The sequence below is a fragment of the Paenibacillus sp. FSL H8-0048 genome (assembly GCF_038002825.1).
In the GTDB taxonomy this organism is placed as follows: Bacteria; Bacillota; Bacilli; order Paenibacillales; family Paenibacillaceae; genus Paenibacillus_AQ.
In genome coordinates this window covers 224104-250353 of sequence record NZ_JBBODF010000001.1, presented here as the reverse complement: position 1 = coordinate 250353, position 26250 = coordinate 224104, and the positions used below count along the sequence as shown (strand labels likewise).

The 26250-nt window shown below is 51.4% G+C and carries 23 protein-coding genes; 1 reads left to right on the top strand and 22 read right to left on the bottom strand.

Features of this window, described 5'->3' with window-relative positions; all coding sequences use genetic code 11:
- Positions 1 to 188 precede the first annotated feature (188 nt).
- The 14 genes from rny to sleB form a co-directional block, all read right to left on the bottom strand.
- A complete protein-coding gene (gene rny / locus NSU18_RS01200; RefSeq protein WP_036692679.1) occupies positions 189 to 1730 on the bottom strand; it encodes a ribonuclease Y in 1542 nt (513 codons plus the stop codon).
- A 309-nt stretch (positions 1731 to 2039) separates the two neighbouring features.
- Positions 2040 to 2774 carry a regulatory protein RecX gene (locus NSU18_RS01195; protein WP_341147967.1) on the bottom strand — a complete coding sequence of 245 codons (735 nt, stop codon included), beginning with the start codon at positions 2772 to 2774 and terminating at the stop codon, positions 2040 to 2042.
- Positions 2775 to 2935: 161 nt separating this feature from the next.
- Positions 2936 to 4000 carry a recombinase RecA gene (gene recA, locus NSU18_RS01190; RefSeq protein WP_341022591.1) on the bottom strand — a complete coding sequence of 355 codons (1065 nt, stop codon included), beginning with the start codon at positions 3998 to 4000 and terminating at the stop codon, positions 2936 to 2938.
- A 299-nt stretch (positions 4001 to 4299) separates the two neighbouring features.
- Positions 4300 to 5589, bottom strand: coding sequence for a competence/damage-inducible protein A (locus NSU18_RS01185; RefSeq protein ID WP_341022592.1), 1290 nt, complete (start codon positions 5587 to 5589; stop codon positions 4300 to 4302).
- 58 nt (positions 5590 to 5647) lie between these two features.
- Complete coding sequence (gene pgsA, locus NSU18_RS01180) at positions 5648 to 6235, bottom strand: CDP-diacylglycerol--glycerol-3-phosphate 3-phosphatidyltransferase (protein ID WP_340753219.1); 588 nt, start codon at positions 6233 to 6235, stop codon at positions 5648 to 5650.
- Between the two features lie 149 nt (positions 6236 to 6384).
- A complete protein-coding gene (locus tag NSU18_RS01175; protein WP_341022593.1) occupies positions 6385 to 6876 on the bottom strand; it encodes a YajQ family cyclic di-GMP-binding protein in 492 nt (163 codons plus the stop codon).
- A 231-nt stretch (positions 6877 to 7107) separates the two neighbouring features.
- The gene (locus NSU18_RS01170; RefSeq protein WP_179090467.1) at positions 7108 to 7269 is read right to left on the bottom strand and encodes a hypothetical protein; all 162 of its coding nucleotides are present in this window, start codon (positions 7267 to 7269) and stop codon (positions 7108 to 7110) included.
- Between the two features lie 83 nt (positions 7270 to 7352).
- Positions 7353 to 8300, bottom strand: a complete 948-nt coding sequence (locus NSU18_RS01165) for a RodZ domain-containing protein (protein ID WP_341022594.1) — start codon at positions 8298 to 8300, stop codon at positions 7353 to 7355.
- Positions 8301 to 8348: 48 nt separating this feature from the next.
- The gene (locus tag NSU18_RS01160; RefSeq protein WP_341022595.1) at positions 8349 to 9116 is read right to left on the bottom strand and encodes a DUF3388 domain-containing protein; all 768 of its coding nucleotides are present in this window, start codon (positions 9114 to 9116) and stop codon (positions 8349 to 8351) included.
- 147 nt (positions 9117 to 9263) lie between these two features.
- Positions 9264 to 9524, bottom strand: coding sequence for a DUF3243 domain-containing protein (locus NSU18_RS01155; RefSeq protein ID WP_036692667.1), 261 nt, complete (start codon positions 9522 to 9524; stop codon positions 9264 to 9266).
- 132 nt (positions 9525 to 9656) lie between these two features.
- Entirely contained in the window at positions 9657 to 10424 is a 768-nt protein-coding gene (gene ymfI / locus NSU18_RS01150) for an elongation factor P 5-aminopentanone reductase (RefSeq protein ID WP_036724753.1), read from the bottom strand.
- Entirely contained in the window at positions 10424 to 11704 is a 1281-nt protein-coding gene (yfmH, locus tag NSU18_RS01145) for an EF-P 5-aminopentanol modification-associated protein YfmH (protein WP_340753216.1), read from the bottom strand. Before yfmH ends, ymfI begins: the two co-directional genes overlap by 1 nt.
- A gap of 2 nt (positions 11705 to 11706) precedes the next feature.
- Entirely contained in the window at positions 11707 to 12987 is a 1281-nt protein-coding gene (yfmF, locus tag NSU18_RS01140) for an EF-P 5-aminopentanol modification-associated protein YfmF (RefSeq protein WP_445321782.1), read from the bottom strand.
- A gap of 146 nt (positions 12988 to 13133) precedes the next feature.
- Complete coding sequence (sleB, locus tag NSU18_RS01135) at positions 13134 to 13985, bottom strand: spore cortex-lytic enzyme (protein WP_341147966.1); 852 nt, start codon at positions 13983 to 13985, stop codon at positions 13134 to 13136.
- 172 nt (positions 13986 to 14157) lie between these two features.
- On the opposite strand from sleB, the gene NSU18_RS01130 reads away from it, so the two are divergent.
- Positions 14158 to 16137: an AraC family transcriptional regulator gene (locus NSU18_RS01130; RefSeq protein ID WP_341147965.1), complete on the top strand. Its 1980-nt coding sequence runs from the start codon at positions 14158 to 14160 to the stop codon at positions 16135 to 16137.
- 75 nt (positions 16138 to 16212) lie between these two features.
- Here NSU18_RS01130 and NSU18_RS01125 read toward each other — a convergent pair whose 3' ends face one another.
- The 8 genes from NSU18_RS01125 to dapG form a co-directional block, all read right to left on the bottom strand.
- Positions 16213 to 18888, bottom strand: coding sequence for an FtsK/SpoIIIE family DNA translocase (locus NSU18_RS01125; RefSeq protein WP_341022601.1), 2676 nt, complete (start codon positions 18886 to 18888; stop codon positions 16213 to 16215).
- Between the two features lie 97 nt (positions 18889 to 18985).
- Positions 18986 to 19201: a YlzJ-like family protein gene (locus NSU18_RS01120; RefSeq protein ID WP_341147964.1), complete on the bottom strand. Its 216-nt coding sequence runs from the start codon at positions 19199 to 19201 to the stop codon at positions 18986 to 18988.
- Positions 19198 to 19992: a ClpP family protease gene (locus tag NSU18_RS01115; protein ID WP_341147963.1), complete on the bottom strand. Its 795-nt coding sequence runs from the start codon at positions 19990 to 19992 to the stop codon at positions 19198 to 19200. Before NSU18_RS01115 ends, NSU18_RS01120 begins: the two co-directional genes overlap by 4 nt.
- A 158-nt stretch (positions 19993 to 20150) precedes the next feature.
- The gene (locus tag NSU18_RS01110) at positions 20151 to 21170 is read right to left on the bottom strand and encodes an anti-sigma factor (protein WP_341147962.1); all 1020 of its coding nucleotides are present in this window, start codon (positions 21168 to 21170) and stop codon (positions 20151 to 20153) included.
- Positions 21167 to 21667, bottom strand: coding sequence for an RNA polymerase sigma factor (locus tag NSU18_RS01105; protein ID WP_341022607.1), 501 nt, complete (start codon positions 21665 to 21667; stop codon positions 21167 to 21169). The genes NSU18_RS01110 and NSU18_RS01105 overlap by 4 nt, the downstream gene beginning before the upstream one ends.
- Positions 21668 to 21820: 153 nt before the next feature.
- Positions 21821 to 23506, bottom strand: a complete 1686-nt coding sequence (locus NSU18_RS01100; RefSeq protein WP_036692641.1) for a ribonuclease J — start codon at positions 23504 to 23506, stop codon at positions 21821 to 21823.
- Positions 23507 to 24123: 617 nt separating this feature from the next.
- On the bottom strand, positions 24124 to 24999 hold the full coding sequence (dapA, locus tag NSU18_RS01095) for a 4-hydroxy-tetrahydrodipicolinate synthase (protein WP_341147961.1): 876 nt from the start codon (positions 24997 to 24999) through the stop codon (positions 24124 to 24126).
- A gap of 16 nt (positions 25000 to 25015) precedes the next feature.
- A complete protein-coding gene (gene dapG / locus NSU18_RS01090; protein WP_036692638.1) occupies positions 25016 to 26236 on the bottom strand; it encodes an aspartate kinase in 1221 nt (406 codons plus the stop codon).
- Positions 26237 to 26250 lie beyond the last annotated feature (14 nt).

Genomic DNA, 26250 nt, shown 5'->3' with positions numbered 1-26250 from the left:
TCTGCCCACCATAAATCGCTGCTTAAGTATAATTTCACCTATTCTGCTTCATTCCAAACTCAACGCCGCTTGTGGCGCAGGATAGAGCATATTAGATTGTTCAGCAGGCTCCAGTGTGAATGGATATACCAACAGCTCACGGCTTTCACGCAAGAAAAAAGGCCCCGAAAGGGGGCCGATTTCCTTATTTATTTCGCATATTCTACAGCGCGTGTCTCGCGGATTACCGTAACCTTGATATGACCCGGATAATCCAGCTCACTCTCAATCATCTTCGTAATATCGCGGGCCAGACGGAAGCTTTCGGCATCATCAATCTTCTCAGGCTGTACCATTACGCGAACCTCGCGGCCCGCCTGAATGGCATAGGATTTCTCGACACCCTCGAAGGACTCCGAAATTTCCTCCAGCTTCTCCAGACGTTTGATGTACGTTTCCAGGGTCTCACGGCGTGCACCCGGACGGGCAGCCGACAAAGCGTCAGCAGCTCCAACCAGCATAGCAATAACCGAGGTAGCCTCGCAATCTCCATGATGGGACGCGATACTGTTGATAACCACCGGATGTTCCTTGTACTTCTTCGCCAGTTCGACGCCGATTTCAACATGCGAACCTTCCACTTCATGATCAAGCGCTTTGCCGATATCATGCAGCAGTCCGGCACGTTTTGCAAGCACGATGTCTTCCCCAAGCTCACCGGCCATAAGTCCAGTCAAATAAGCAACCTCCATGGAGTGCTTCAGTACGTTTTGACCGTAGCTCGTGCGGAATTTCAGGCGGCCCAGAATTTTGATCAGATCCGGGTGCAGACCGTGAACGCCAACCTCGAAGGTAGCTTGTTCACCGTATTCGCGAATCCGTTCATCCACTTCTTTGCGGGATTTCTCCACCATTTCTTCAATACGTGCAGGATGGATACGTCCGTCTGCCACCAGCTTCTCGAGTGCCGTACGGGCCACTTCGCGGCGGATCGGATCAAATCCTGACAGAATAACCGCTTCCGGCGTATCATCAATAATAAGATCAATCCCGGTCAGAGTCTCCAGCGCACGGATATTCCGGCCTTCACGACCGATAATCCGGCCCTTCATCTCTTCATTCGGCAAGGTAACGACAGATACCGTAGTTTCCGCCACATGATCAGCCGCACAGCGTTGAATCGCCAAGGTGATAATCTCACGGGCTTTCTTGTCCGCTTCTTCCTTAGCCTGCTGTTCGATTTCCTTGATCATCTGAGCAGTTTCATGGCGAACTTCCTGTTCTACATTGCTGAGAATGATACTTCTGGCATCATCGATGCTCAGATTGGAGATACGCTCCAGTTCAGTAACCTGATTCTTGTAAATCACATCAATTTGCTGTTGGGTTTCATCAATTCGTTTCTCTTTGTTAGCTACTTGTTCTTCTTTTCGTTCAAGCGATTCCATTTTTTTATCCAGCGATTCTTCCTTTTGCAGCAAACGTCGCTCTTGCCGTTGGATTTCATTCCGACGTTCACGAGTTTCTTTCTCAGCTTCGGTACGGATTCTATGAACTTCGTCCTTAGCTTCGAGTACCGTTTCCTTCTTCAGCGCCTCCGCCTCTTTCTTCGCGTTCTCCACGATGACTACGGCTTCTTTCTCTGCGCTGGAAATCTTAGCTTCTGCAAGGGATTTACGAATAAAATAACCGAATCCAAAGAATGCTGCAGCTACAACGAGAACGATAATGACCCAGATCAATGGTTCCATCTGTTCACCTCCTCGTTGATATCCTCCAAGGTGCGTCCCTTGGGTATTTGTGCAGTTGTTAAACTATCCGTTCATCACCATACAAAAAACCGGTAATACACCGATTGCCATACTGCACATGCTGCACATGCACATTGCCCGCCTTATCCGGCGATTACATTTCATATGAGTTGTACGCGAACCGGAACATAAGAGTCTGCTTTTTGGGAAGGAAAAAGGATTCTTAGTTTATGCCGATTCATGTTATATTTTATTATTTATAAAAAGACCTTGTCAAGAGAGTCGATAACCGCATTAAAGTCAAGAGAATCAATCCGGGAAGTAAAACTCCTCTTCTTCCCCCTCAGAATCCTGCTCATCCCGCAAAATCCCGATCACCTGGCGCACCATTTCCCCTGAGAATCCCCGGCGCATCAGGAACGCCCCTGTCTTCCGGCGTTTGTCGTTCACATCTCCCCGGATCGTATTCCACTTCTTCCGTCCGGTCTGCAGCGCGCTATCCAGCTCCTGCTCGGGTGTGATCTCATCCAGTGCTTCCGCAATCAGCGACTTATCAATGCCCTTCTCCCGCAGCTCCTGCCTGATCCACATCTTGCCCTTACGCTGGTTCACAATCCGCTGCTCCGCCCACTGCTTGGCGTACAAGGGATCATCCAGCAGACGTTCCTCCTGCAGACGGAGCAGAACTTCGGAAATAACAGTCTCCCCTATTTCCTTCTCCCTTAAACGGCGGGCCATCTCCTGTGCGGTTCTGGGCTTGCGCTCCAGATACCTAAGCCCCTCCACATATGCCCGCTGGCGCTCGTCTGCGGCAACAATATTCTCCAGATCCGCTTTGACAAAAGTACTCCCGGTAATCATACGGTATTTAATCATGACATCTTCATGTACAGTCATGTTGTAGTCTCCGAAATGAATCAGATAACGATAGTTAGACTTCTTGATCCGCTCTACCCGTGTAATTACCAGTTCTTGATCTGCCGGGAAATCCGCCAGCACCTGCTCATCCTGTTCTTCGAATTCCTCATCCAATTGTATAACCATCCTGCCAATCACCTCGTTAAGCTGGAAATAATATAGAAGCTTTTTACTAATATCCTTTACGCTTATTATTGATCACTTGCGAAAAGGCACCCTGTTATATCCTCACAGGGCGCCTATCCATCTTGACTTCATTATTCAATTAGAAGTAGACGAGTAGTTAATTACTCGATCTCAAGCAACAGCTTTTCTTCTTCCTCTTGCTCCGCAGCCACATCTGCTTCAGATGGCGCCTCAACCAGAGTTGTCAGGTTGCTGGCCTCACGGATCTTATTCTCGATCAGCAGGGCAATATCCTGATGTTCCTTCAGGAACTGCTTGGAATTCTCACGTCCTTGACCCAGACGTTCGCCTTCATAGGAATACCAGGCACCGCTCTTGTTAACGATATCCATCTCTGTACCGATATCCACAAGGCTTCCTTCTCTGGAGATTCCTTCGCCGTACATGATATCTACATCCGCTTGCTTGAACGGAGGCGCTACCTTGTTCTTCACAACCTTGATCTTCGTGCGGTTACCCACGACATCGTTACCCATCTTGATGCTCTCTACCCGGCGCACATCCAGACGGACCGAGGAGTAGAATTTCAGAGCGCGTCCACCCGGAGTGGTCTCAGGGTTACCGAACATTACGCCGATCTTCTCACGAAGCTGGTTAATGAAGATCGCAATGGTATTGGATTTGTTGATGGCACCTGACAGCTTCCGCAATGCCTGAGACATCAGACGGGCCTGCAAGCCTACGTGGGAATCACCCATGTCGCCTTCAATTTCTGCCTTTGGTACCAGTGCTGCTACAGAGTCAACTACAATGATGTCTACTGCTCCACTGCGTACAAGCGCTTCAGCGATTTCCAGGGCCTGTTCACCTGTATCAGGCTGGGACAGCAGCAGTTCATCAATGTTAACACCAAGCGCCTTAGCATACTTAGGATCAAGCGCATGCTCAGCATCGATGAAGGCAGCTTGTCCGCCCTGCTTCTGTACTTCAGCAATCGCATGAAGGGCAACCGTCGTCTTACCGGAAGATTCCGGTCCATATACTTCAATAATACGTCCTTTGGGAAGTCCGCCAATACCTAGTGCAATATCAAGTGCCAAAGATCCGCTAGGTACAACTTCCACTTTCATGTGAGTGGATTCTCCCAGTTTCATTACCGAACCTTTACCGAATTGTTTTTCTATTTGACGAAGCGCCATATCAAGCGCTGCACGACGATCTGACAATCAGACCACTTCCTTCACTGTTTATAGTATTATAATAACGTGTTTTGAAGGTCTTGCCAAGTCTTTTTTAGAACATACATTCGTTTTTTTTGCTCCCAGGGATAATACTCCCTTTTATTGTAAGATACTAACCTCCTTCCGGATGCAAGGACTTAGCAGGCAGCTTCTCTTCCGCTTCTTACGTAAACAGGAACAATCATAGGATAATTTGTTATACCTGATATAAAACAAAAAACCGCAGCATGATTGCTCAAGCCACGGTTCTTCCGCATACCTAAATTATATACTGCCTTGAACCGTTATTGCAAGGCCGAGCCTTCCAGCGGAGTGGCTACCTTGCGTTCTTCCAGCCGTCGCCACAAACGGTACAGCAGCGCCTTGACTGTGCGCAGGCGGATGTTCTCACGGCTGCCCTTCAGATTCAGCTCATATACCTCTGTTTTGCAGCCCCGCTCAGCCAGACCCACGAACACAAGTCCGACCGGCTTACGCTCGGAATATCCCGGACCGGCTACACCGGTAACCGATAAGCCGAAGTCCGTGTCACCGATCATACGCACCTGCTCAGCCAGCACCTCCGCCACCTCGCGGCTCACCGCTCCCGGGGCATCCGGGCCTTCAAGCATAGCGGAAGGCACATTCAGCAGTTTCTTCTTAATATCATTGGAATAACAGACGATGCCCCCGGCAAACATGGAGGCGCTGCCCGGGATATTCGTAATGCTCTCCATCAGCAGCCCGCCCGTACAGCTCTCGGCAGCACTCAGCGTCAGCCCCGCATCCGCCATCCAGTCCACAATCAGCTGCTCCAGCGGCACATCAATGTTGGCATACAGATTCTCCGGCAGAATAGCAGCAATCTTCTTCTCAAGTGCATCAAGCTTAACCATAGCTTCCCGCTCGGACGGCGCTTTGGTAGAGATGCGCACGGTCACTTCGCCTTCCTTGGCATACGGGGCAATCGTAGGATCGCTCTGGCTGCGGATCAGATCAATCAGCTTGTCCTCCAGCAGCGACTCGCCAATCCCGGCGAACTTAAGCATCTTCGAGTAGAGCGGCATTTCACTAGTAAGTGCATGCTGCTGAAGCCATGGCTTGGCCTTATCCGTGAACATCGGCTTCATCTCCCGGGGCGGGCCCGGCAGCACAATATAATATTTGCCCTCTTCTGCAAAAGCAATTCCTACCGCAAGGCCGGTATCATTGGACAATGGGGTCGTCCCTTCAATGACAAGCGCCTGCTTGCGGTTATTCTCAGTCATTACAATCTTGCGGTCATCGAAGAAGCGCTGCACATGATCCATGGCCAGCTGGTCGATGTGCAGGGTCCGGCCAAGCGCCGCAGCCAGCGCATCCTTGGTCAGATCATCCTCGGTCGGACCGATGCCGCCGGTGAATAATATAACATCCGCCCGGCTCTGAGCAATCCGGATCGCTTCCAGCAGACGGTTTTTGTTATCTCCCACAACGGTCTGAAAATAAACGTCAATGCCTAATGCAGCCAGCTCTACCGATAGAAACTGGGCATTGCTGTTCACGATTTGTCCAAGTAAAAGTTCTGTTCCAACGGCAATTATCTCTGCTTTCATAGCTGACGTTCTCCTCCTGATTGTAGGTATCCTGCAAGGCTTAGCCTGTTTCAGCATCTCAGGCTTTGTTCAAATCCAGCAGCTCCTTATTCTTCACGAAATAATCAATGCCAGAGTAAATGGTAATGATGGCTGCAGCCCAGATTGCAATGTCATCCACGGGGATGCTGACGAACTGGAACGGGAAGTTGTTAAGCAGCAGCAGTGAAATGGCAACAATCTGAATCACTGTTTTTACCTTACCCCACTTGCTTGCAGCCACTACCTTCCCTTCCAATAGTGCCACCTGGCGCAGTCCGGTCACGGCAAACTCACGGCTGATGATGACAATGGCAATCCAGGAATCGCATCTTCCCAGCTCAACCAATGAGATCAGTACGGCTGAGACCAGCAGCTTATCCGCTAAGGGATCGAGCAGCTTACCCAGATTGGTGACCATGTTATATTTTCTGGCTATGTAACCGTCAATTCCATCGGTACTGGCTGCCAGCAGAAAAATAACTGCCGCTACCAAGTGATTAATTGAAAGCTGAAAGGAGCCCCAATGTATCGGTTCCGGATAGAAGCTGAAGTCCACCAGCAGAAAAAACATCATGATTGGGATAAGGCAAATACGCGCTAATGTGATGCGGTTGGGTAAATTCACTGAAGGTTCCTCCCCTAGTCCATACGAATCCGTTATTCCAGCATGTTCTTCAAAACTGCTTAGCTAGTATATTATAGCCATAAATAAGTGTCAAAAAAACATGAAGCACCCCGCAAGTAAGGTAAGTATACACTGCGGGGCACATGATCTTACTTTAAATTGTTAAACTGTAAATCAAGCGGCAAATCAGCCTTGCGTAAAAGCTGAATAATCTGCTGGAGGTCGTCGCGGCTCTTGCCGGTCACACGAATCTGATCACCCTGAATCGTGCTCTTGACCTTCAGCTTGGAATCGCGGATCAAAATATTGATCTTCTTCGCGTTCTCCTGGTCTATTCCTTGCCGCAGTCCCAGCCGCTGGCGCACTGTGCCGAGCGAAGCCGGCTCCACTTTGCCGAAATCCATATTCTTTAGCGTGATTCCCCGCTTCACCATCTTGGTCTGGAGGATATCGATTACTGCATTCAGCTTGTATTCATCCTCAGAGGCAATGACAAGCGCATCCTTCTCCAGCTTCAGACTGCTCTTGCTGTTCTTGAAATCAAACCGGTTCTCGATTTCCTTCTCGGTCTGATGAACCGCATTGGTCAGCTCCTGCATATCCATCTTGGATACGATATCAAATGAACTTTCTGAACTCATGGTTCCACATCCTTTAGTTACAATTAGTCTGTTCCTATTATATGAGATAGGCGCTGCTAAGTCTAATACTGGAAAAGAGTCAAGTGAAAACGGCATTCCGTCCTTTGTAAGGACGGTAACGTTTCAGCGAGAAATAGAAGGATAATTTATAGCGTGAACATATAAATTCTTATATTTGCACCTAAAAACACGCCTCCCGGAACCTGTCCGGGAGACGCTCACCTCTAGATATTATCTGCTGCGTGCAGGAGCCCGGAACATATCCAGAATCCCCAGCAGAACATGTGCCAGTCCAAAGCCCAGAATGCCATATCCCCAGGCGCCCGGTGTTAAATAATACCCCAGGAGACTGACAATAATGCCAAGCCCTGTTACAATCCAGCTGACGGTCATGAGAGAATACACCTCACTTTGGCGAGAGAACTGTTAAACACTTCTAGGTTCTCCAATCCGCCAAAGACTATACATGGGATGTACTATTCTCCGGTAGTACTCCCGCCAGTAGCGCCGTCAGTCCCGTTATCCAGTTCAAGCAGCAGACGAGAGGAGGTTTTGCCGTCGGTGATCGCCTGTCCGTTAACCGAAATTGCCGTAGCCGGTGAATAGCCTGACTTGATATACATGCCTTGGCTGTCCAGCGTGAAGCTGAGATTATCGCCGGCCTTGGTGTTCCCGAAGCTGAGCTTCTCCCCCTTGGAGTTCTCACCCTTGTACACTTCAAGCCAACTGACTCCGGTGGAGGCAATCACGACCTGAACTTGGCTTCCAGCAGGCGCGGAGACCTTATAGATCGTCGTCTTGCCTGATTTACGGTCCTGAGTAACTGTGACCGCTCCCGGAGAAGCCGATGGAGACGGCTCTGGAGTTGCAGAAGGCGCAGTAGTAGCTGCGGCTCCTGCATCAGCTGTAGCTGCCGCATCCGCTGTCGCAGAGGGCACTGCTCCCCCGCCAGCGGCCGTAGGTGAAGGCTTCACCTTGGCCGGATCTTGCGTTGCCTCAGTCAGGCTTGCGTTATCCGCTTTCTTCGGCCCCGAATCATTTATCGTGGAAGAAGCATATAGGTAGATGACTACCAGGATCAGCACCGGGAAGGTCCACATCAGCAAGGTCGGCAGCCACTTGGCATTACGCTCCGTTTCAGGCTTTCGGCTCCGCTTCTGAATTACGGTCTCCATGGTAGTATCGACGGGAGCGGCAGGCACATTGCCATGCTCCTCCATCAGCTCATCCGGGTTAACACCGACCGCCTCGGCATAGGTTTTGATAAAGGCCCGGACATAAAAGCTGCCCGGAAGCACTTTATAATCCCCTGCTTCGATGGCTTCCAAATATTTTTTACGGATCTTTGTTACTTCCTGGACATCATCAAGACTCATCCCCTTTTGCAGACGAGCCTCCTTCAAATGCCGGCCCAGTTCCGACATACCATCACCTCCTGAATGTTGTGTGAGCAATGCTCTAAATGAAATATATTAAAGATCTTCACTGTAGCTTGTCGTAAACGACTCGTACAATATCTCTTCGTTCGGTGCGTTGCGCAGCTCAATAATAATATCGAAGTCATCGAAGGTGAATTCGGACTCCCGCACAAAAATATCAGGATGCTCAATCACCTTGGTGCTTGCCATACTCATGACATTCTGCAGCAGGTTATAATGCTTCTCGTTTGAGCGGATGGTGCTGACGATCCCGTCAATGATAAATACATTATGCGGATTCATCTCGTCTTCAGCGAGCTGGCTGCGGACGGTCTGGCGCAGCAGCGTAGAGGAGACAAACGTCCAGCGCTTCATCGCACAGACACTGCCGGCAATAATCGATTCTGTCTTGCCTACCCGCGGCATGCCACGTAGTCCTATAACCTGATTGCCTTCCCTCTTAAACAGCTCACCCAGGAAATCCACCAGCAGCCCGAGCTCATCGCGGGTGAAGCGGAAGGTCTTGCGGTCATCCGAATCACGGTCGATATACCGTCCATGCCGGACGGCCAGCCGGTCGACAAGCCGCGGTGTACGGAGTGCCGTAACCGTTATATTATCAACTTTCTTGAGCATCTCGCCCATCAGCATGATCTTCTCATCGTCGCTGGTTTCCAGCAGCATTCCGCGCGTCTTGCCTTCTACGCCGTTAATCGTCAGAATATTGACTTCCAGCATCCCCAGCATAGAAGCGATGTCGCCTAACAGACCGGGTCTGTTCTTATGTATCTTATACTCCATATACCATTGTTTATATTCCACTTGTGCGCACCTCATAGATTCCTTTTCCCTGCATGTTGTTTCAGATACACGGGTCATGTTAATGATATAGAAAAAAAAATTGAAAGGCAAGGACACGATTGTAATAATTGCAGAAAAGCTCCCGCTAGGGGAGCTTCTTCTGCGTACCTATGCGTTTTTCTTCGCCAGTTTGACCATGAGTCCGGCAATGGTATGCTTCTCATCATCCGTTCCGACATCCCACAGCTCTTTGATGGCCCGGTTGGAATAGTTGCCCGGATCGACCTTCTTGTCGAGGAATTCCCCGATTTCGAACGCCAGCTTGGTGATGGTCTCGTCGCTCATCCCCATTTTTTCGGCCTGAATGACCCGGTCGCCCAAAAAGCTTTTCCAGGTATCAAAGTTCTTCACTACGGAATCTGTTGACATCTTAAATCCTCCTCAGGTTTGTGATGATATTGAGATTTAGAAGCAACAGTTATAATATGTCTCAAGCCGGAAATTCTTATGCTGGAGCATTTCTCCAGAGCAGACTCATGATTCCTGGTGTCATACAAGTTATTAAGTAATCCAGCCGCCGTTCGGACTGATGACCTGTCCCGTAATATAACCGGATTCAGGCAGCGCCAGAAAATAGACAAGCGAGGATATATCTTCAGGGGTAGCCAGTCTCCCCGCAGGGATCTCCTCCTCCAGCATCTTCAGCTCATCCGCCTGCAGATTGGACAGCATGGCCGTGTGGACCGCTCCAGGCGCTACAGCATTCACAGTAACCTTGGAGGGGGCCAGCTCCTTGGCGAGCGCCTTGGTAAAAGCATTCACTCCGCCCTTGCTGGCCGAATACGCCACTTCACAGGATGCGCCCGAAATCCCCCATACGGAGGAAACATTAATGATCCGGCCGTAACGCTGCGTGACCATATAAGGCATGAAAATCTGGCTGCACATAAAAGTACCCTTCAGATTCACCGCCATGATATCGTCCCACTCCTCCTCGGTCAGATCGGCTAACATGCCATAATGTGCTTTCCCGGCATTATTGACCAGGATATCCGGCATCATGCCGCTGCTCTCCAGCCTTTCGGCCATGCGTACGAGCTGACTGCGGTCTTTCATGTCCGCCGCTACGGTCATAACCTTCGCTCCCAGCGCCAGACAGCGCCGGGCCACATCATTAGCCGCTTCATGCGAATTCATATAATGAATCACAATGTTCATTCCCACCGAAGCAAAACGTTCAGCGATCGCGCCGCCGATTCCCCCGCTGCCTCCGGTAATGAGCACTGTCATTTCACCAATCGGTTTGCTGTCCTCTCCCGGTAACATCATTAAGGACTCACCACCAGCGACACGGCCAGCTGCTCCCAGTTCACATGGGCATGGAGCCGGGCATTCACTTCATCCAGAGTGATCGATTCATACAGGGGAAGCACTTCAAACAGATCTCCTCCACGGAACTGGTAACGGGTGAACTCATGGGCAATGCTCTCCGGCGAATTCAGCATCCGCAGGAAGCCGCCGATTTTCTTTTTGCGGGCCCGTTCGAAATCCTTCTCCGCGAAGCCCGTCTCCAGAATACGTCCTACCTCTTCCTTAATCCGTTCAAGCAGCAGTCCCGGATCTTTGGTATCGCCGCCGATCGCCGAGAAGGCATACTCCGCAGAGCTGTTAAATTCGTGGCCGAAGCTGTCCGAGATCAATTCCTCGTCATAGAGCTTCTGATACAATGCCGTACTGCTGCCAAACAGCAGGTCCAGCATCAGCTTCGTGGTCAGATCACGGCGCACCGCCGCTTCACCGCTCAGACCATCCACCTTTTCCTTGAAGCCGAACATCATCTTGGGAATGGAGACAGCAAGCCTGCTCTCCACATGCTTCGAGGCCACCTGCTCAGGCTCCTCCGCGAAGATACGCGTAATTTCACCCTGCTTCTCATAGCTCTTACCCTGCTGATTGCTGCGGATCAGTTCAAATACCTGCTCAGGGTCCACCCCGCCGACCACGAACAGCAGCATATTGCTGGGATGATAAAAGGAATTGTAACAGGTGTACAGCGTTTCCTTCGTAATGGTTGAGATCGATTCGATCGTTCCGGCGATATCTATATGAACCGGGTGGGTAGCATACATGGCTTCAATCAGCCCGAAATAGACGCGCCAGTCTGGATTATCGGCATACATATTGATTTCCTGCCCGATAATCCCTTTCTCCTTCTCCACATTCTCATCCGTGAAATAAGGACGCTGCACAAAATCTACCAGGGTGCTGAGATTCTGCTCAATATTCTCCGTGGCCGAGAAAAGATAGACCGTCTGGTCAAAGCTCGTGAAGGCATTCGCCGATGCGCCATTGGACGCAAAGGTGGCAAAAATGTCGCCTTCCGGCTCCTCGAACATTTTATGCTCCAGGAAGTGGGCAATGCCATCCGGCACTGTAGTCTCCTCGCCGCCCGCCACCTTGAAGTGATTGTCTACCGAACCGTATTTCGTGGCAAAGGTGGCGTAGGTTTTGAGAAAAGCTGGCTTCGGCAGCACATATACCTGAAGACCGTTATCCATAACCTCGTGATAAAGTGTTTCTTGAAGCCGTTCGTAATGGAGCTTCTCCATCCTTATTCCTCCTTCCCTGTCAGGAAATAAATCGTATCCAGCTCAAAAGTATCTGCCGCCGCCTTCACTTCAGCCGCTCCCATACCGTCAACCTGGTCCATCAACTCCTGGGCAGAACGGTCTTTGCCGGATAGCTGGCGGTTGAAATCAAAGGAGATCATCTCAAACGCTGAATCCTGAATCTCGGACAGCAGGTTGCGGATCATCGCCTTGGTCTGGCTAAGCTCCAGGTCAGTGATATTGCCGGCTTTCAGCTCTTCCAACTGCTTGCGGATAATATCAACGGCTTTGCCGTAGTTCTGGGTCTCGATCCCCGATTGAATCGTCCCGATGCCCTTATGCCCGTCATAACGGGAGGAGGCGTAATACGCCAGACTCTCCTTCTCACGCACATTGACGAACAGCTTGGAATGCGGGTAACCGCCAAGGATACCGTTGTACATCAACGCGGAAGCATACCGGTCATCCTTGTAGGTAATCGAGGTCCGCAGCCCCATATTCAGCTTGCCTTGATTCACATCCAGCTTCTCTTCCACCGTCCGCACTTCCGTAACCGTTACCGGAGTGAAGTCCGAGGTGTAGCCTCCTGCTTCGGAGTGATGGGCGCGGCCGAAATGAGCGGTTACCAGCTTCTCGACTTCTTCAGGTGTGGTATCGCCGACTACATACAGATCAAGCGTTGCGCCGTTCAGCCAGGAGGTATAGCTCTGGTACAGCGTCTCGGGCGTAATAGCATCCAGATCTGCCCGCTGGCCGAGGGGATGAAGACGGTAAGGCTCGTTGCGGCACATTTCTTCAATGCAGCGTTCTGCTGCGTAGCGGATTTTGTCATTTACAATGGATTCCAGCTTCTTGCGGATCGTCTCGCGTTCGGTAGCCACATAAGAAGCCCGGAAGCTTCCATTCTCAAGCAGGGGACGGGTCAACACCTCTCCCAGAAAAGCAAAGGATTCCCCAAGCAGGCTCTCCTTGCTCTGCACAAAGGAATCATTGATCGTATCCATCCTGAACTGGACAATCTGGTAATCCCCGCGTTTGTAAATATCGAAGCCGAAGCCTGCACCGTACAGCTCCTCCAGACGCTCGCGGAATTGGGTCGTCTCCGGGTAGGACGCTGTCCCCCGGCGGAGTACAAACGGAACCAGTGCGGTAGAGGTTACTGTACTCTCTTCAAGCGGAACGCCTGCATACAGTGAGATGGCGAACGTCTTGAACGCCTTGGTCGGCAGAACATGTATACGCATGCCTGCGGCATGGCCATGTTGAAATCCATTATTAGTCAAGTCCAAAACTCCTTTGCAGCGTGGATTGATGCTCTATAACATGTTTATGAAGTATTATCCATTCTAAACCATTCCAAAGTAAGGAAGCAACCGGAGGACACGCGTACCGGTTGCTCTTACGGAGGGTTGTATACAGACACAGTAAGCTACATGCAGAAAATATGCTGGCCGATCGTCTTCACCTGCGGACGGGACCAAATCCACTTGGAGGTCGCCGTCTTGGGATTGAAGTAATAGATACAGCCGCCCGACGGGTCCCAACCACTCAGTGCCTGCTGTACGGCCTTGCGTGCCTGTTCATTAGGCTCCAGATAGATCTGGCCGTCAGCTACGGCGGTGAAGGCTCCCGGCTGGAAAATGACGCCCGAAGGCGTGTTCGGGAAGCTTGGCGATTTTACACGGTTGAGAATAACGGCCGCTACGGCTACTTGCCCTTCAAAGGGTTCGCCGCGTGACTCGCCGTATACCGCATTAGCCATGATCTTCAGATCGTTCTCGGACAGGCCCATCGTATTGCCGGAGGACAGCTCAGCCGTATTGGATTTGGCCGCAGCTGCGCCGGAGGGCGCTTTTTTCTGGGCGGTAGACGTCTCAGGTGCTGTCGGCTTCCAGGCTGTAGTCGCATTGTATAACTTAAGCTTCGTCTTGGCCCCGACCACCCCGTCGGATTTCAGGCCGAATTTCCACTGGAACCAGGTCACGGCATTCTTCGTCTTGGTCCCGAACTGGCTGTCAATCTTCCCGTTAAAATAACCCAGGTATTTCAATCTTCCCTGCAGCTCATAGACATCCTGCCCGGAGGAGCCCACCTTAAGCGGTGTTGTGCCGAATACAGGCATGGCTTCCTCCTCTACATCAGGGAGGTCCGAGTCAACCTGTTCTGCTGCATAGGGCTTGGCATAGATCAAATCATGATCTTTGAAGACTGCACCGGCAAACGGCGCAGCTGCAAGGGCAAGGGTAACTGCGGCAATGATCCACTGCTTATGTTTTATCATGGGATTCGCTCTACCTTTCTCTTGGAAGTTCTGCATGAATGGCTAAAGTTATTATGACGACTGGCTGGACTTCCTATTCATGACCGCAAAGCTTGGAAGCGTAAATCCATTGCAGCTGAGAACGATTATCAACTATACTTGGGTTATGAAACAACAGGAGTTGAGAAGAAACATGGATTTTAACGACCATATTGTACTGTGGAACCATGCTACTGTAGAAGTTATTGATATCCGCAAGGCCTCGTTCACTTATGGACAACCTCCGTTGAAATACCGCCTTCCGGCTAGCACATACCTGTATATCGTCCGCGGCAGCGCAAGTGTGCTTATAGATGACTACCCCTATGAAATCAACGGCGCAAGTGTCTTTCACGGGGGTAAAGGTGCTATTATCAAATTGCTGCAAACCCAGGAAATTCTGGATTATTTCCTTATTATGTACCGTTCAACGTTAACCCTGCCGACCCGGCGCAACCTGACAGCGCTTTTGGAACGCAGCAAGCCTTTTAGCGGAACCTATCATTTCATTCCTGTCCATCCCCTGCCGCTGTATGAGATTCTAGACCAGATGTATGGGGATTGGCAGACACGCCGCGCCTTGGAGCATCTGCATGTCAAAGCCCTGTTCTATCAGTGGGTCCATGAGCTGCTTCATCAGATGCAGGGGCAGGAGCTGAACCCGCTCAGAGCAGATGTGCTGGACCAGGCTGTACGCTATATGCATGATTCTTACAGTATGCCGTTCACCCTGGACACACTTGCCGGCACTCTGGGCACCAGCCCTAGGACGTTATCGAGGTTATTCCGCATGCGGCTTCAGACCAGCCCTGCCCAATATCTGGTTCAGATTCGCATGGACAAAGCCCGTGAGCTGCTATTGGGCACAGAGTCCACACTGCATGAAATTGCTGCTGCTGTAGGCTACCCGGATGCATACTCTTTTGGTAAAATGTTCAAGAAGCACTTCGGAAGCCCGCCGGTGAGGTACAAAAATTCTGTACAGGCCGCTTCACCGTGGCAGGAAATGCCATCTGTGCTGTCTGCAAATGACATTGCCCGTGAAGGTACTCTCCGATATATTGATGATGATAATCATTATCAATATACTTTAGAAGGAGCGTCATCCATGTCCAGAACGGCCAAGCCATCCCTAATGTTAACCTTGTTGTTATGCTTCACCATAGTGTTAAGCGCCTGTTCCTCAGGGAATACCGGTTCTAACTCAGCAGGCAATGCCAGCCCCTCGCCGGCCTCTTCTCCTGCAGCCACCTCCCTCGCCACTCCCTCTCCAGACCACACTGCAGCCGAGGCACAGACCCGGACAATTGCTACTGTAAAAGGAGACATTGAGGTGCCCGCCGATCCTCAGCGTGTCGTTGTGCTGTACTTGCTGGGCGATGTGTTGGCGCTGGGCATCATGCCCGTAGGTGTGTCTAGTGTAAATGAAGGCGCTGCGTTCGAGAACGAATTGAAGGATGTACAGAAGCTGGGAAGTTGGTTCGAGGCCAGCCCGGAAGCTGTCTTGTCACTTGATCCCGATCTGATTATCGTTCCATCCGAGGAGACCTACAATGCATTGCATGACATTGCACCTACTGTGTTAGTACCTTATGAGAAAATGACAACTGCTGAGCGGGTCAGCTTCATTGGACACACTCTTAACAAGGAAAATCAGGCCACCACCCTCTTAAACGACTTCAATTCCAAGGTGGAGAACAGTAAGCAGAAGCTGCAGGAAGCGGGAATTCTAGATTCAACCATCTCCATCATGGAAGGCGGCGAAGACCGCAGTATGTTAGTGATTATGAGCAAACAGTATGGCCGGGGTTCACAGGTCTTATATGAATATCTTGGCATGAAGGCACCGGAGAAAATTCAGCAAAAAATAGATAGCAAGACCGATGTAGGCGGCGAGCCTGTATCCTTCGAAGTCATTGCCGATTACAGCGGGGAGTACATCTTCCGTTCCGCCTATGACGGGATGACTGACCTGACAGGAGACCCGCTCTGGAACAGTATTCCGGCAGTCAAAGAAGGCCGACTGATGAACATCGACTTCGGATTATCCTATTACAATGACATCTACTCACTGAATGCACAGCTGGATTACATTGTTAATGCACTGCTTGCAGCACCCCGGGTGAAGAAATAGGAGTTCAACCCTTTCGTTTCATAACTTATCTTCCGCAAAAAAAGAGATGGCCCAAGTATTGGGTCATCTCTTTGTTTAAGAACTCAATCTGTTGTGCTGATACTGCTCCAGCGACATCAGCACCTCACGCGGCTTGCTGCCCTCGTAAGGGCCGATTACGCCTCTGGCCTCCATCGAGTCGATCAAGCGTGCAGCACGGGTGTAACCGACACGCATACGCCGTTGAAGCAGCGACACAGAAGCCTGCTTGGCTTCCAGAACAATCTGGACAGCCTGTTCATACAATTCATCCTGCGGCTCCTGATCCTCGCTCAGGGTGTCGTCTACCTCAGGCACAAGCGACTCATCATAATTCGCTTCCCCCTGGCTGCTGACATACTGCACAATCGTCTCCACTTCCTGATCGCTCATGAAAGCGCCCTGGACACGGATCGGCTTGGAAGCCCCCATCGGCAGGAACAGCATATCGCCGCGTCCGAGCAGCTTCTCGGCGCCCGGCATATCCAGAATGGTCCGGGAGTCCACATTCGAGGAGACGCCGAAGGCAATACGCGAAGGAATATTCGCCTTAATTAGGCCGGTGATAACATCTACCGAAGGACGCTGTGTGGCGATAATCAAATGAATTCCGGCCGCCCGCGCCATCTGGGCAAGCCGGCAGATGGCATCCTCCACATCATTGGCCGCAACCATCATCAGGTCGGCAAGCTCGTCCACTATGACCACAATATACGGCAGCACTGCTGCCGGATTATCCTTCATCAAGTTGTTGTAGCCTTCCATATTGCGTGTGCCTGATTTGGAGAACAGCTCATACCGCTTCTCCATCTCCACCACGATTTTCTTCAAGGCCAGACTGGCACGCTTCGGGTCTGTAACTACAGGAGCCAGCAAATGCGGAATGCCGTTATATACATTCAGCTCAACCATCTTAGGGTCAACCATAAGGAATTTCACTTCATTGGGCTTAGCCTTATACAGAATGCTGGTAATAATACCGTTGATGCAGACCGATTTACCGGAGCCAGTAGCTCCTGCAACGAGCAGATGGGGCATCTTGGCGAGATTGCCGATAATCGTCTGTCCGGAGATATCCCGTCCGAAGGCAATGGACAGCCGCGAATCTGCCTCCTGGAAAATCTGTGTCTCCATCACTTCCCGCATAGTGACGACTGAGACTTCTGAATTCGGCACTTCAATGCCGATGGCTGACTTGCCGGGAATCGGCGCTTCCATACGGATATCCTTGGCAGCCAGTGCCAGCGCAATGTCATCGGTTAGATTGACAATCCGGCTGACCTTCACGCCGATATCCGGCTGAATCTCATACCGGGTTACTGCCGGTCCACGAACCACTTCAAGCACCTTCGCCCTTACACCGAAGCTCTCCAGCGTAGCCTCCAGCTTGCGTGCCGTCTGCATATAATCATTCTGATCGCCCGCCTTCGCCCCGTTATTAGGCTTAGCCAGCAAACGGAAGGAAGGCAGCTTGTAAGGCTTGGGAGGAGGCGGAGGCGGTATAAACGGAGCCGCTTCGCCCTCCTCGGCCGTTCCCAGCAGCCCGTCCAGCTCCACAGGCAGTATATCCTCTTCGGATTCCCCTGACGGTGTAGAATCTGCTCCCGCTCTTGTAAGCTCAGCAGCTCCGGTTCCGTTGGCAGCACCACCGCGCGCAGCCGGTGAGAATTCGCTCCATTCCTCACGGTCCTCGGCATTCAGCCCTTCAGAGCGGATATGCTCGAAGAAGTCCCGGATGATCGGTGTAACAGGCTCAAGCTCCTCATCCGGGAAGTCCTCCTCGCCATACTCCTCCAGAGGAACACCTCCGGCTGCGGTCATACCGGAGATGACCGGACCCGTGCGCGGATCAGTAATGATGATATCCGGCGGCAGCTCTTCCTCCAGATCATCCATAGCTTCCGGATGATTCTGGCGGGCAGACCCGCCGAACCATCCGGTAATTCTCCCCAGCAGCTTCGACTGTCCGCGTCTTGGCAGCTGCTGACCCGATCCGTCATCCTCTTCAAAGTAATCGTCATCATCCGCAGGTTCCGGCGTTGTCACTCTACTGGCTCTAACCGGTCTGCTGTTCACCACCGGAACAGCAGCCGGGCGGTTCGCCGCCCGGAGCTTAATTCCTTCAATCAGCTTGACGGCCCTTACCCGGAGTAAGGTAAACAGCTCTACATAGGACAGATTGGTAATCAGCATGAAGCTGATCGCCAGCAATACAATCATCAGCAGCTTAGCGCCCAGATTGCCGAACAGCCACAGAAGCGCAGCATATTCAAGCGCGCCGATGTACCCACCGCTGATATCCTTGCCCAGCATGTATACGCTGCTGTCACCCGCGCCCGGTGAGAGAGCGCCGGATAGATCATTATGTATTTGAGACATCACATTGCCCGGATGCAGCATCCCAATCGGACCCAGCTTCTGCTGCATAGCCGATATGGTACTCATCAGGCACATGGACAACAGCAGGAGCAGGCCGCCGGTATAGCGGCTGTTCCAGGTGGACGGCCATTTCCTGTGAATCATTACCATCAGGCCGTAGAAGATGCCCGCCAGCGGCAGCACAAAATAGAATCTGCCAAGCAAATAACCCGCCATGCTTGAGAGCGTGCGGCCGACAGCCGCTTCCCCTGACAAAGCAATGACGGAAATCGTAATCAGCAGAATTCCGTAGATTTCATATTTTAAAACACTGCCCAGCAGTGCTTTCTTCTTCTTTCTTCTCCGTTTAGCCACGCCAGCCACCCCCGAGTCAACATTATACCATATAATGGCGTGGCGTACCTATGTTCTCTTTTGTCAGAATATGCATCTTTAGGCGGTTTGTTCGCACTTAGCGGTCCAACTGAATGATTGCACCCGGGGAGAAGGCCGCATCCAGATATTTATCCAGTGGACACTGCAGCAGCCGGACCACCTTCGCCTGGCCTCCATCCAGCAGTTCAACCTGCATTAGCATGCCCTGAATTGTTATCTCCTGCACGGGAGAAGCATAACTCAGTGCCCCCTCGAACACCTGCTCCATCGGCAGAACGGTATAAAAGGTCATTGGGTCAGCCCTCCTTGCGGAAGCGTATCGTTCGTCTGAGAAGGAGCAGCGGCAATCATCCGGTTCAGGTGGGCCAACGCGGCACCGATCCCGCCCACTTCATCCATCAGGCCGAATTTGACGGCATCCTGACCGCCCACTGCGGTACCGATGTCCCGGTTCAGCTCTCCGGTCTTGAACATCAGATCCTTGAACTGTGATTCCGTGATCCGGGAATGAGAGGTCACGAATTTCACCATCCTCTCCTGCATCCGTTCCATATACTCGAAGGTCTGCGGGACGCCGATCACCAGGCCGTTCATCCGGATCGGATGGATCGTCATGGTTGCACTTTCAGCAATAATAGAATATGTGGAGGATACTGCTATGGGTACGCCGATGCTATGACCGCCGCCGATGACAACTGTGACCGTAGGCTTCGACAAGGAAGCGATCATCTCCGCAATGGCCAGTCCGGCCTCTACATCCCCGCCAACCGTATTGAGAATAATCAGCAGCCCCTTGATGGTCTTATTCTGTTCGGCGGCAACAAGCTGAGGAATAATATGCTCGTATTTCGTGGTCTTGTTATGCGGCGGCAAGACGAAGTGCCCTTCAATCTGTCCAATAATCGTCATACAAAAAATATCCGGCTCCCCTGTCGGAACCGCTGTCTGGCCCAATTCCTTAAGCACGCCCACAGGTCCCGGCATTGCTGGTGGAACCGGCTCATTCACTACCGGCTTTATCTCCCCTGGCAGGATTTCTTCGTTACGCTCTCCGTCCGCCTTGCTTGCTTCTGTAATTTCCATCGTACACAGCGCTCCCCTTCTGCCTGTAACACCCGTGTGCTTCAGGATTCTGATTTCTGTTAGTATGACATTCCGGGGGACTCTCTTATACACCATTAACTTGAACTATCACATAGAGACGGCGGCCGCTCCTCAGAACGTCCGCCGTCATTGACCGGTTAATATTTATCCGCCACGGCTCCTAGTACAGCTCCGCGCACATAAGTCTGGCCCTTCAGACTTTTCAAGCTGTCAGCCGTGCCGGTCACAACTACGCCCAATATCCGGACATCGCTGGCCTCCGGCGCCGCTTTGTCCTTTTTCAAATAGTTGTATATCCGTTCGTACTCGCTGTGGTATTTGTCCTTTTTGTCCTTACCAATGGTCACGGCTCCGATGAAATCCTCAGGGTCTGCCTGATCCCAGTCCGGCTGGACGCCGAAACCGTAGACTCCGTAATTCGCACTCATCGGGTTCGGATAGTTCATTTTAGCGGGATCATTCCCACTAGGAAACGGCTTGAAGCTGAACCCCCCGCGGTCATCATACGTATCGACCCAGTACCAGACTGGCTTTGCGCCTGCGGGCAGCAGGCCTTTCACCTCTTCGAACGAATAATCCTTGTCAAAAGATATGGCCAGCTCCACCCGTTTATCCCCGTTCATCTGATTCAGCTCGGAAAGATCATTCAGGATCTTTCCGTTATAATCAACCCCGGGTACATAGAAGGCCATCTCTCTCTGTCCATTATAGGAATTATATCCCCGGTAATACTCATAGCCTTCCTGCTTCATCTTGGCATCCTCTACAGTTAGATTATTAGAGCCTCCATAGGCACCGGTTGTGAAAGGGAACCACCGAGCGTTGTAGTTCAGCCATCTGTTCTTCCAGGGGATAGGCACATCGCCGATAATTTTGTAGGTTTGCATTTCCAGAACTCCCGACAAAAAACCTCTGCTATCCTTATAGCCTGCTCCGTATTCATTAGGGCTGCTGATCCTCATATACTGTTCCTCACTAAATAACGCATTGGAGGACATCCGATTGACCAGTTGTGCCGCGCCAATGAATACAGCGGTCAGTATTAACACACTTACAGTAACTGAAATCAGAATACTGCGAATCAGGCTCTTCCGTTTGGTTTTCTTCAGGGTCTGGATAATACTCTGATCCTCTGCTTCTTCCCATGGGGCTGTCATTCGCCCTCACCTCCGTATAATTGTTGAAATTGCTGTCTGGCCCGGTAGAGCGAAGCCTTCACTCTTGCTTCAGAAATGCCGAGCATGGCGGAGATCTCCTTGTAGGATAGCTCCATTTCATATTTCAGCAGAATCAGCTGCTTATTCACCGGATTAAGCCGTGCTAATACTCCCTCAATCTCTTCCTTCCGTTCCCTGCGCAGCAGTACCGCCTCCGGTAACTCCTGTTCGCGTGCCGGATGTTCCTCCACTTCTTCACCGCTATACTGATATCTCTTCTGACTGCGGCAATGGTCAAAATACCGGTTAATTGCGACCTTGTACAACCAGGCGCTGAATTTGCGCTGATCGATCGCATCCAGATACAGCAGCGCCTTGTACACCGTGTCCTGCACAATATCCTCTGCATCTGAGGCCCCGGCGCCGAGGCGGATTAAGTAGCGGCGGATCTCCGCCAGTTTGGGTTGGAGCACCTTCTCCATGTCTCTTGGCTCCATGCTGCACCTCCTTGCCTGTATAACGGTCAGGTTGCCCAAATGTTGTTTTGAGCAGCGAAAAAAACATGAAAAAGCCCCTTTCCCCAGGAAACCGTCCAATATTTCCGGGAAAAGAGGCTATTGCCAAAGCTATATTGTTAAGAAATGCTTCTCTTAGACTTCCATAATAATCGGCAGGATCATCGGTCTGCGGCGGGTCTGCTCATAGAGGAAACGGCCGAGCGAGTCTTTGACACTGGTCTTCAGGGAAGCCCATTCATTGACCTTCTCACTCATCAGACGCTGCAGCGTTCCTGAGACAATGCGGTTCGCTTCATCCAAGAGACCTTCCGATTCCCGTACATAGACGAATCCGCGTGAGATGATGTCAGGACCGGAGACAATCGCTCCGTTCTGCTTGCTAAGGGTAACCACAACCACCAGAATACCATCCTGCGACAGCAGCTTACGGTCACGCAGTACAATGTTACCTACATCGCCGACACCCAGCCCGTCGATCAGTACGTTACCGGCAGTTACCTTACCCGCTCTGCGTGCAGCTCCTCCGGAGATCTCAATCACTTCACCCAGCTCGGTGATGAAGATATTGCTTGGCTCTACGCCAACTGACTCTGCCAGAAGTGCATGCTTGCGCTGCATCCGGTATTCACCGTGGATAGGCATGAAGTATTTCGGCTTCATCAGGTTGAGCATCAGCTTCAGCTCTTCCTGGCTGCCGTGACCGGATACGTGAACGCCGGAGTTGGAGCCGCTGTAAATAACATTGGCACCCAGACGGAACAATTCATCAATGGTACGGCCTACATATTTCTCATTCCCCGGTACCGGTGTAGCTGCAATAATAACAGTGTCGCCCGGCATAATATCTACCTTGCGGTGGCTGGAACGCGCCATGCGCGTTAGCGCCGACATCGGCTCGCCTTGGCTGCCTGTGCATAGAACTACCACACGGTTGCCTGCCATTCTGTTCATCTCTTCAGGCTCAATGAGCATGCCGTCCGGGATATGCAGATAACCAAGCTCGGAAGCAATGGATACTACGTTAACCATGCTTCGTCCAATAACAGTGATTTTGCGTCCCGTTGCTTCAGAAGCGTTCACTACCTGCTGGATACGATGCACGTTGGAAGCAAAGGTCGCCACTACCACACGCTGTTCAGCTTTGCGGAAAATATCCTCCAGCACGATGCCGACATTCTTCTCCGAAGGCGTGAAGCCCGGCTTCTCGGCATTGGTGCTGTCTGACAGCAGGGCCAGAACGCCCTTCGATCCGATCTCAGCCATGCGGTGCAGATTGGCAAATTGACCGTTGACCGGCGTGTGGTCGAATTTGAAGTCACCGGTGTGGACAACGTTGCCCTCTGGTGTCTCAATGCATACCCCGACAGAATCCGGAATACTGTGATTCGTTCTGAAGAAGGTCACCTTAAGCGATGTGCCCAGCTCAACCTCGGAATCCTCGTTAATCAGAATCCGCTTCGTTTCACCCAGCAGGTTCGCTTCCTTGAGCTTGTTCTCCACAAGGCCCAGGGTCAGTCTTGTTCCGTATACCGGAACATTCAGGTTCTTCAGCACATAAGACAATCCGCCAATGTGATCCTCATGGCCGTGGGTAAGTACAATCCCTCTTACCTTGTCACGGTTCTCAGTGAGGTAGGAGATATCCGGTATTACAATATCAATACCCAGCATATCCTCTTCAGGGAACTTCAGACCGGCGTCTACGACTACAATGTCGTTGCCGTACTGAACTACGTACATGTTCTTACCAATTTCACCGACTCCGCCAAGTGCGAATATCGTCAGTTTGTCGTTGTTGTTATTGTTTTTTTTGGACAAATGAATCTAACCCTCCTATGATGTTGGACGTCATACTTTTTATTTGTTAACAATGAGCTTCAATATTTCAGCGGCGCTGTAATATACATCAAATTGCTGTTAACTCCTTATTTCGACAAGGAATTCCCGGTAAGTCTGTATACTTGCGCAGATCTAAACTCCCGAATCCGGGCAGTAATATCCTCTTGAAGCGGGCAAATGCCCTCAAAATTCCACCACCGCGCCCCTCGCGCGTAAATCCGGCATATTTAGCACAGACTTATTCAAGGACCTATCCTGTCTTACAATGCAACAAATCCGCATTGCCGGAAGATTACCGCATATTCAATTAACCGCACCAAGTCACTTAAGTTCATTATACATGATTTTTTTGGCAAAAGACAAGTCACCCTGGACCTGGTCCTATTCTTTCCTTAACAAACAGCCAATATTTGAGGAAAAGACAAGCAAAAAAACGCTGCAACGCCTGACTTTTTTAACATAGAGTTAATGCAGGAGAAATAAATACCAAATATGATGTGGCTGATTAAACGGCCAGACATGCAAAAGAGCGGTCCTCCAATAACGGAGAATCGCTCTTTACACATGTTAAGTTTTGAAGATGATACTAGTCTAGCTTATCTTAGCAAGGCAGCAATGAAGGCCGCCTCTTCCTCTGTCGGTGAAACCAGCGGCAGACGGACCGATCCGACATCCATCCCGCGCAGCCCCAGCGCGTACTTCACAGCTGAGGGATTGGGCAGCGGCTGCGGACACTCAAACAGCCCCTTGAATACTGGAAACAGCTCCCGGTGAAGCTCGCCTGCACGGCGGACATCGCCGGAGTTGAAGGCCTCGATCATCTCCGACATCTGCGCTCCCACAACATGGCTGGCCACACTGATGATACCGTGGCCCCCCACAGCAAGCGTCGCGAGGCCGGCGGAATCATCTCCGGTGTAGACATGAAAGTCTTCAGGACAAGTTGCGGCAATCCAAGTAATCTGGTCTACCGAAGCACATTCCTTGGTGGCCACAATATTAGGAATCTCCGCCAGACGCAGGGTGGTAGCTACACTCATGCTTACTGACGTACGTCCAGGCACATTGTACAGGATGCAGGGCAGCGAAGTCGCGGCAGCAATGGCAGAGAAATGCTGATAGAGCCCTTCCTGATTCGGTTTATTGTAATAAGGGACGACCAGAAGCACACCGTCCACGCCGATTTGTTCGGCTTCCTTAGTGAGCTCGATGGAATGTCTGGTGCTGTTGCTGCCGGTACCCGCAATAATTTTACACCGTCCGCCTGCCTGCTGCTTCACGAAGGAGAACAGCTTCAGCTTCTCCTTATCGGTTAAGGTCGGCGATTCGCCGGTGGTTCCGCATACGACTAGCGCAGCGGACTTTTGTTCCTCGATCAGATAATCGACCAGCCTTGAAGTTGCTCCCCAGTTGATTTCTCCTTCCCCGTCAAACGGGGTTACCATTGCGGTGATCAGTCTTCCGAAATCCACTTTGAATTCCTCCTTGTCAGCGGTGCAATTCAAACTTGGCATGCAGGGCGCGAACCGACTGCACCATATCTTCTTTTTTCACGAGAACCCAGATGGTTGTGTTGGAATCGGCAGACTGCAGAATCTGGATGTTCTGCGAGCTGAGCGCCTCGACGATATGCGCCATGATTCCCGGAACGCCGTTGATGCCTCCGCCGATGACGGAGACCTTGGCACAGCCGGACAAGCTCTTGGGACGCAGACCCAGTTCTTGCAGCGCAGCAATCGCCTGCTCTGATTTGTCATCGAACACGGTATATACAGCCTCGGTCGGTGTCACATTGATGAAGTCCACGCTGATTCCGTTATCGGCCATACTCTTGAAAATCTGCAGCTGCACGCCCGTTCCGTTGCCCTCCGGACATTCTACCGAGATCTGTGTAATATTGCTGACATAGGCAACCCCTGTGACAAACCGGTCTACGACTCCATGGGATACATCGCTGAAGCCCTCAGGATGGGTCACAAGCGTCCCTTCCGCTTCGGAGAAGGTCGAGCGTACACGCACCGGAATCTGGGCCTGCATGGCAATCTCTACAGCCCGCGGATGAATGACCTTGGCTCCCTGATACGCCATGTTGCAAATCTCGGTGTAGCTGACATAAGTAAGCTGTCTTGCATCTTCAACAATTCGCGGATCAGCGGTGAGAATTCCGTCCACATCCGTGTAGATGTCTACCATGTCCGCACGGAGCGCCGCCCCAAGGGCTGTAGCTGAGGTGTCGCTTCCACCCCGCCCAAGTGTGGTGAAATCACCCGCTTCAGTCTGGCCCTGGAAACCGGTTACTATTACTACTTTATGCTCACGCAGTTCCCGTAGAATGCGTTCTGTCCGCACATCCAGGATTCTGGCATTACCATAGCTGTTGTCGGTCAGGAATCCGGCTTGCGCCCCTGTCAGCACCGTCGAACGAATGCCCTCCTGCTCCAGCAGACCGCACAGATTGGCCGCCGAGATAATCTCCCCGCAGCACATCAGCAGATCCCGTTCCCGGTCCGGCAATGAATTCCCGCTCTGAACCGCCAGATCAAGCAGTGTATCGGTAGCATAGGGTTCCCCCTTGCGGCCCATAGCCGAGACTACAACCACCAGGCTGAACCCGCTGGCGAGCTCCCGTTTGACATGACGGATTACGTGTTCTCTGGCCACTGGTGTGGAGAGTGAGGTTCCGCCGAATTTTTGCACCAAAATACCCATGTATAATTCCTCCA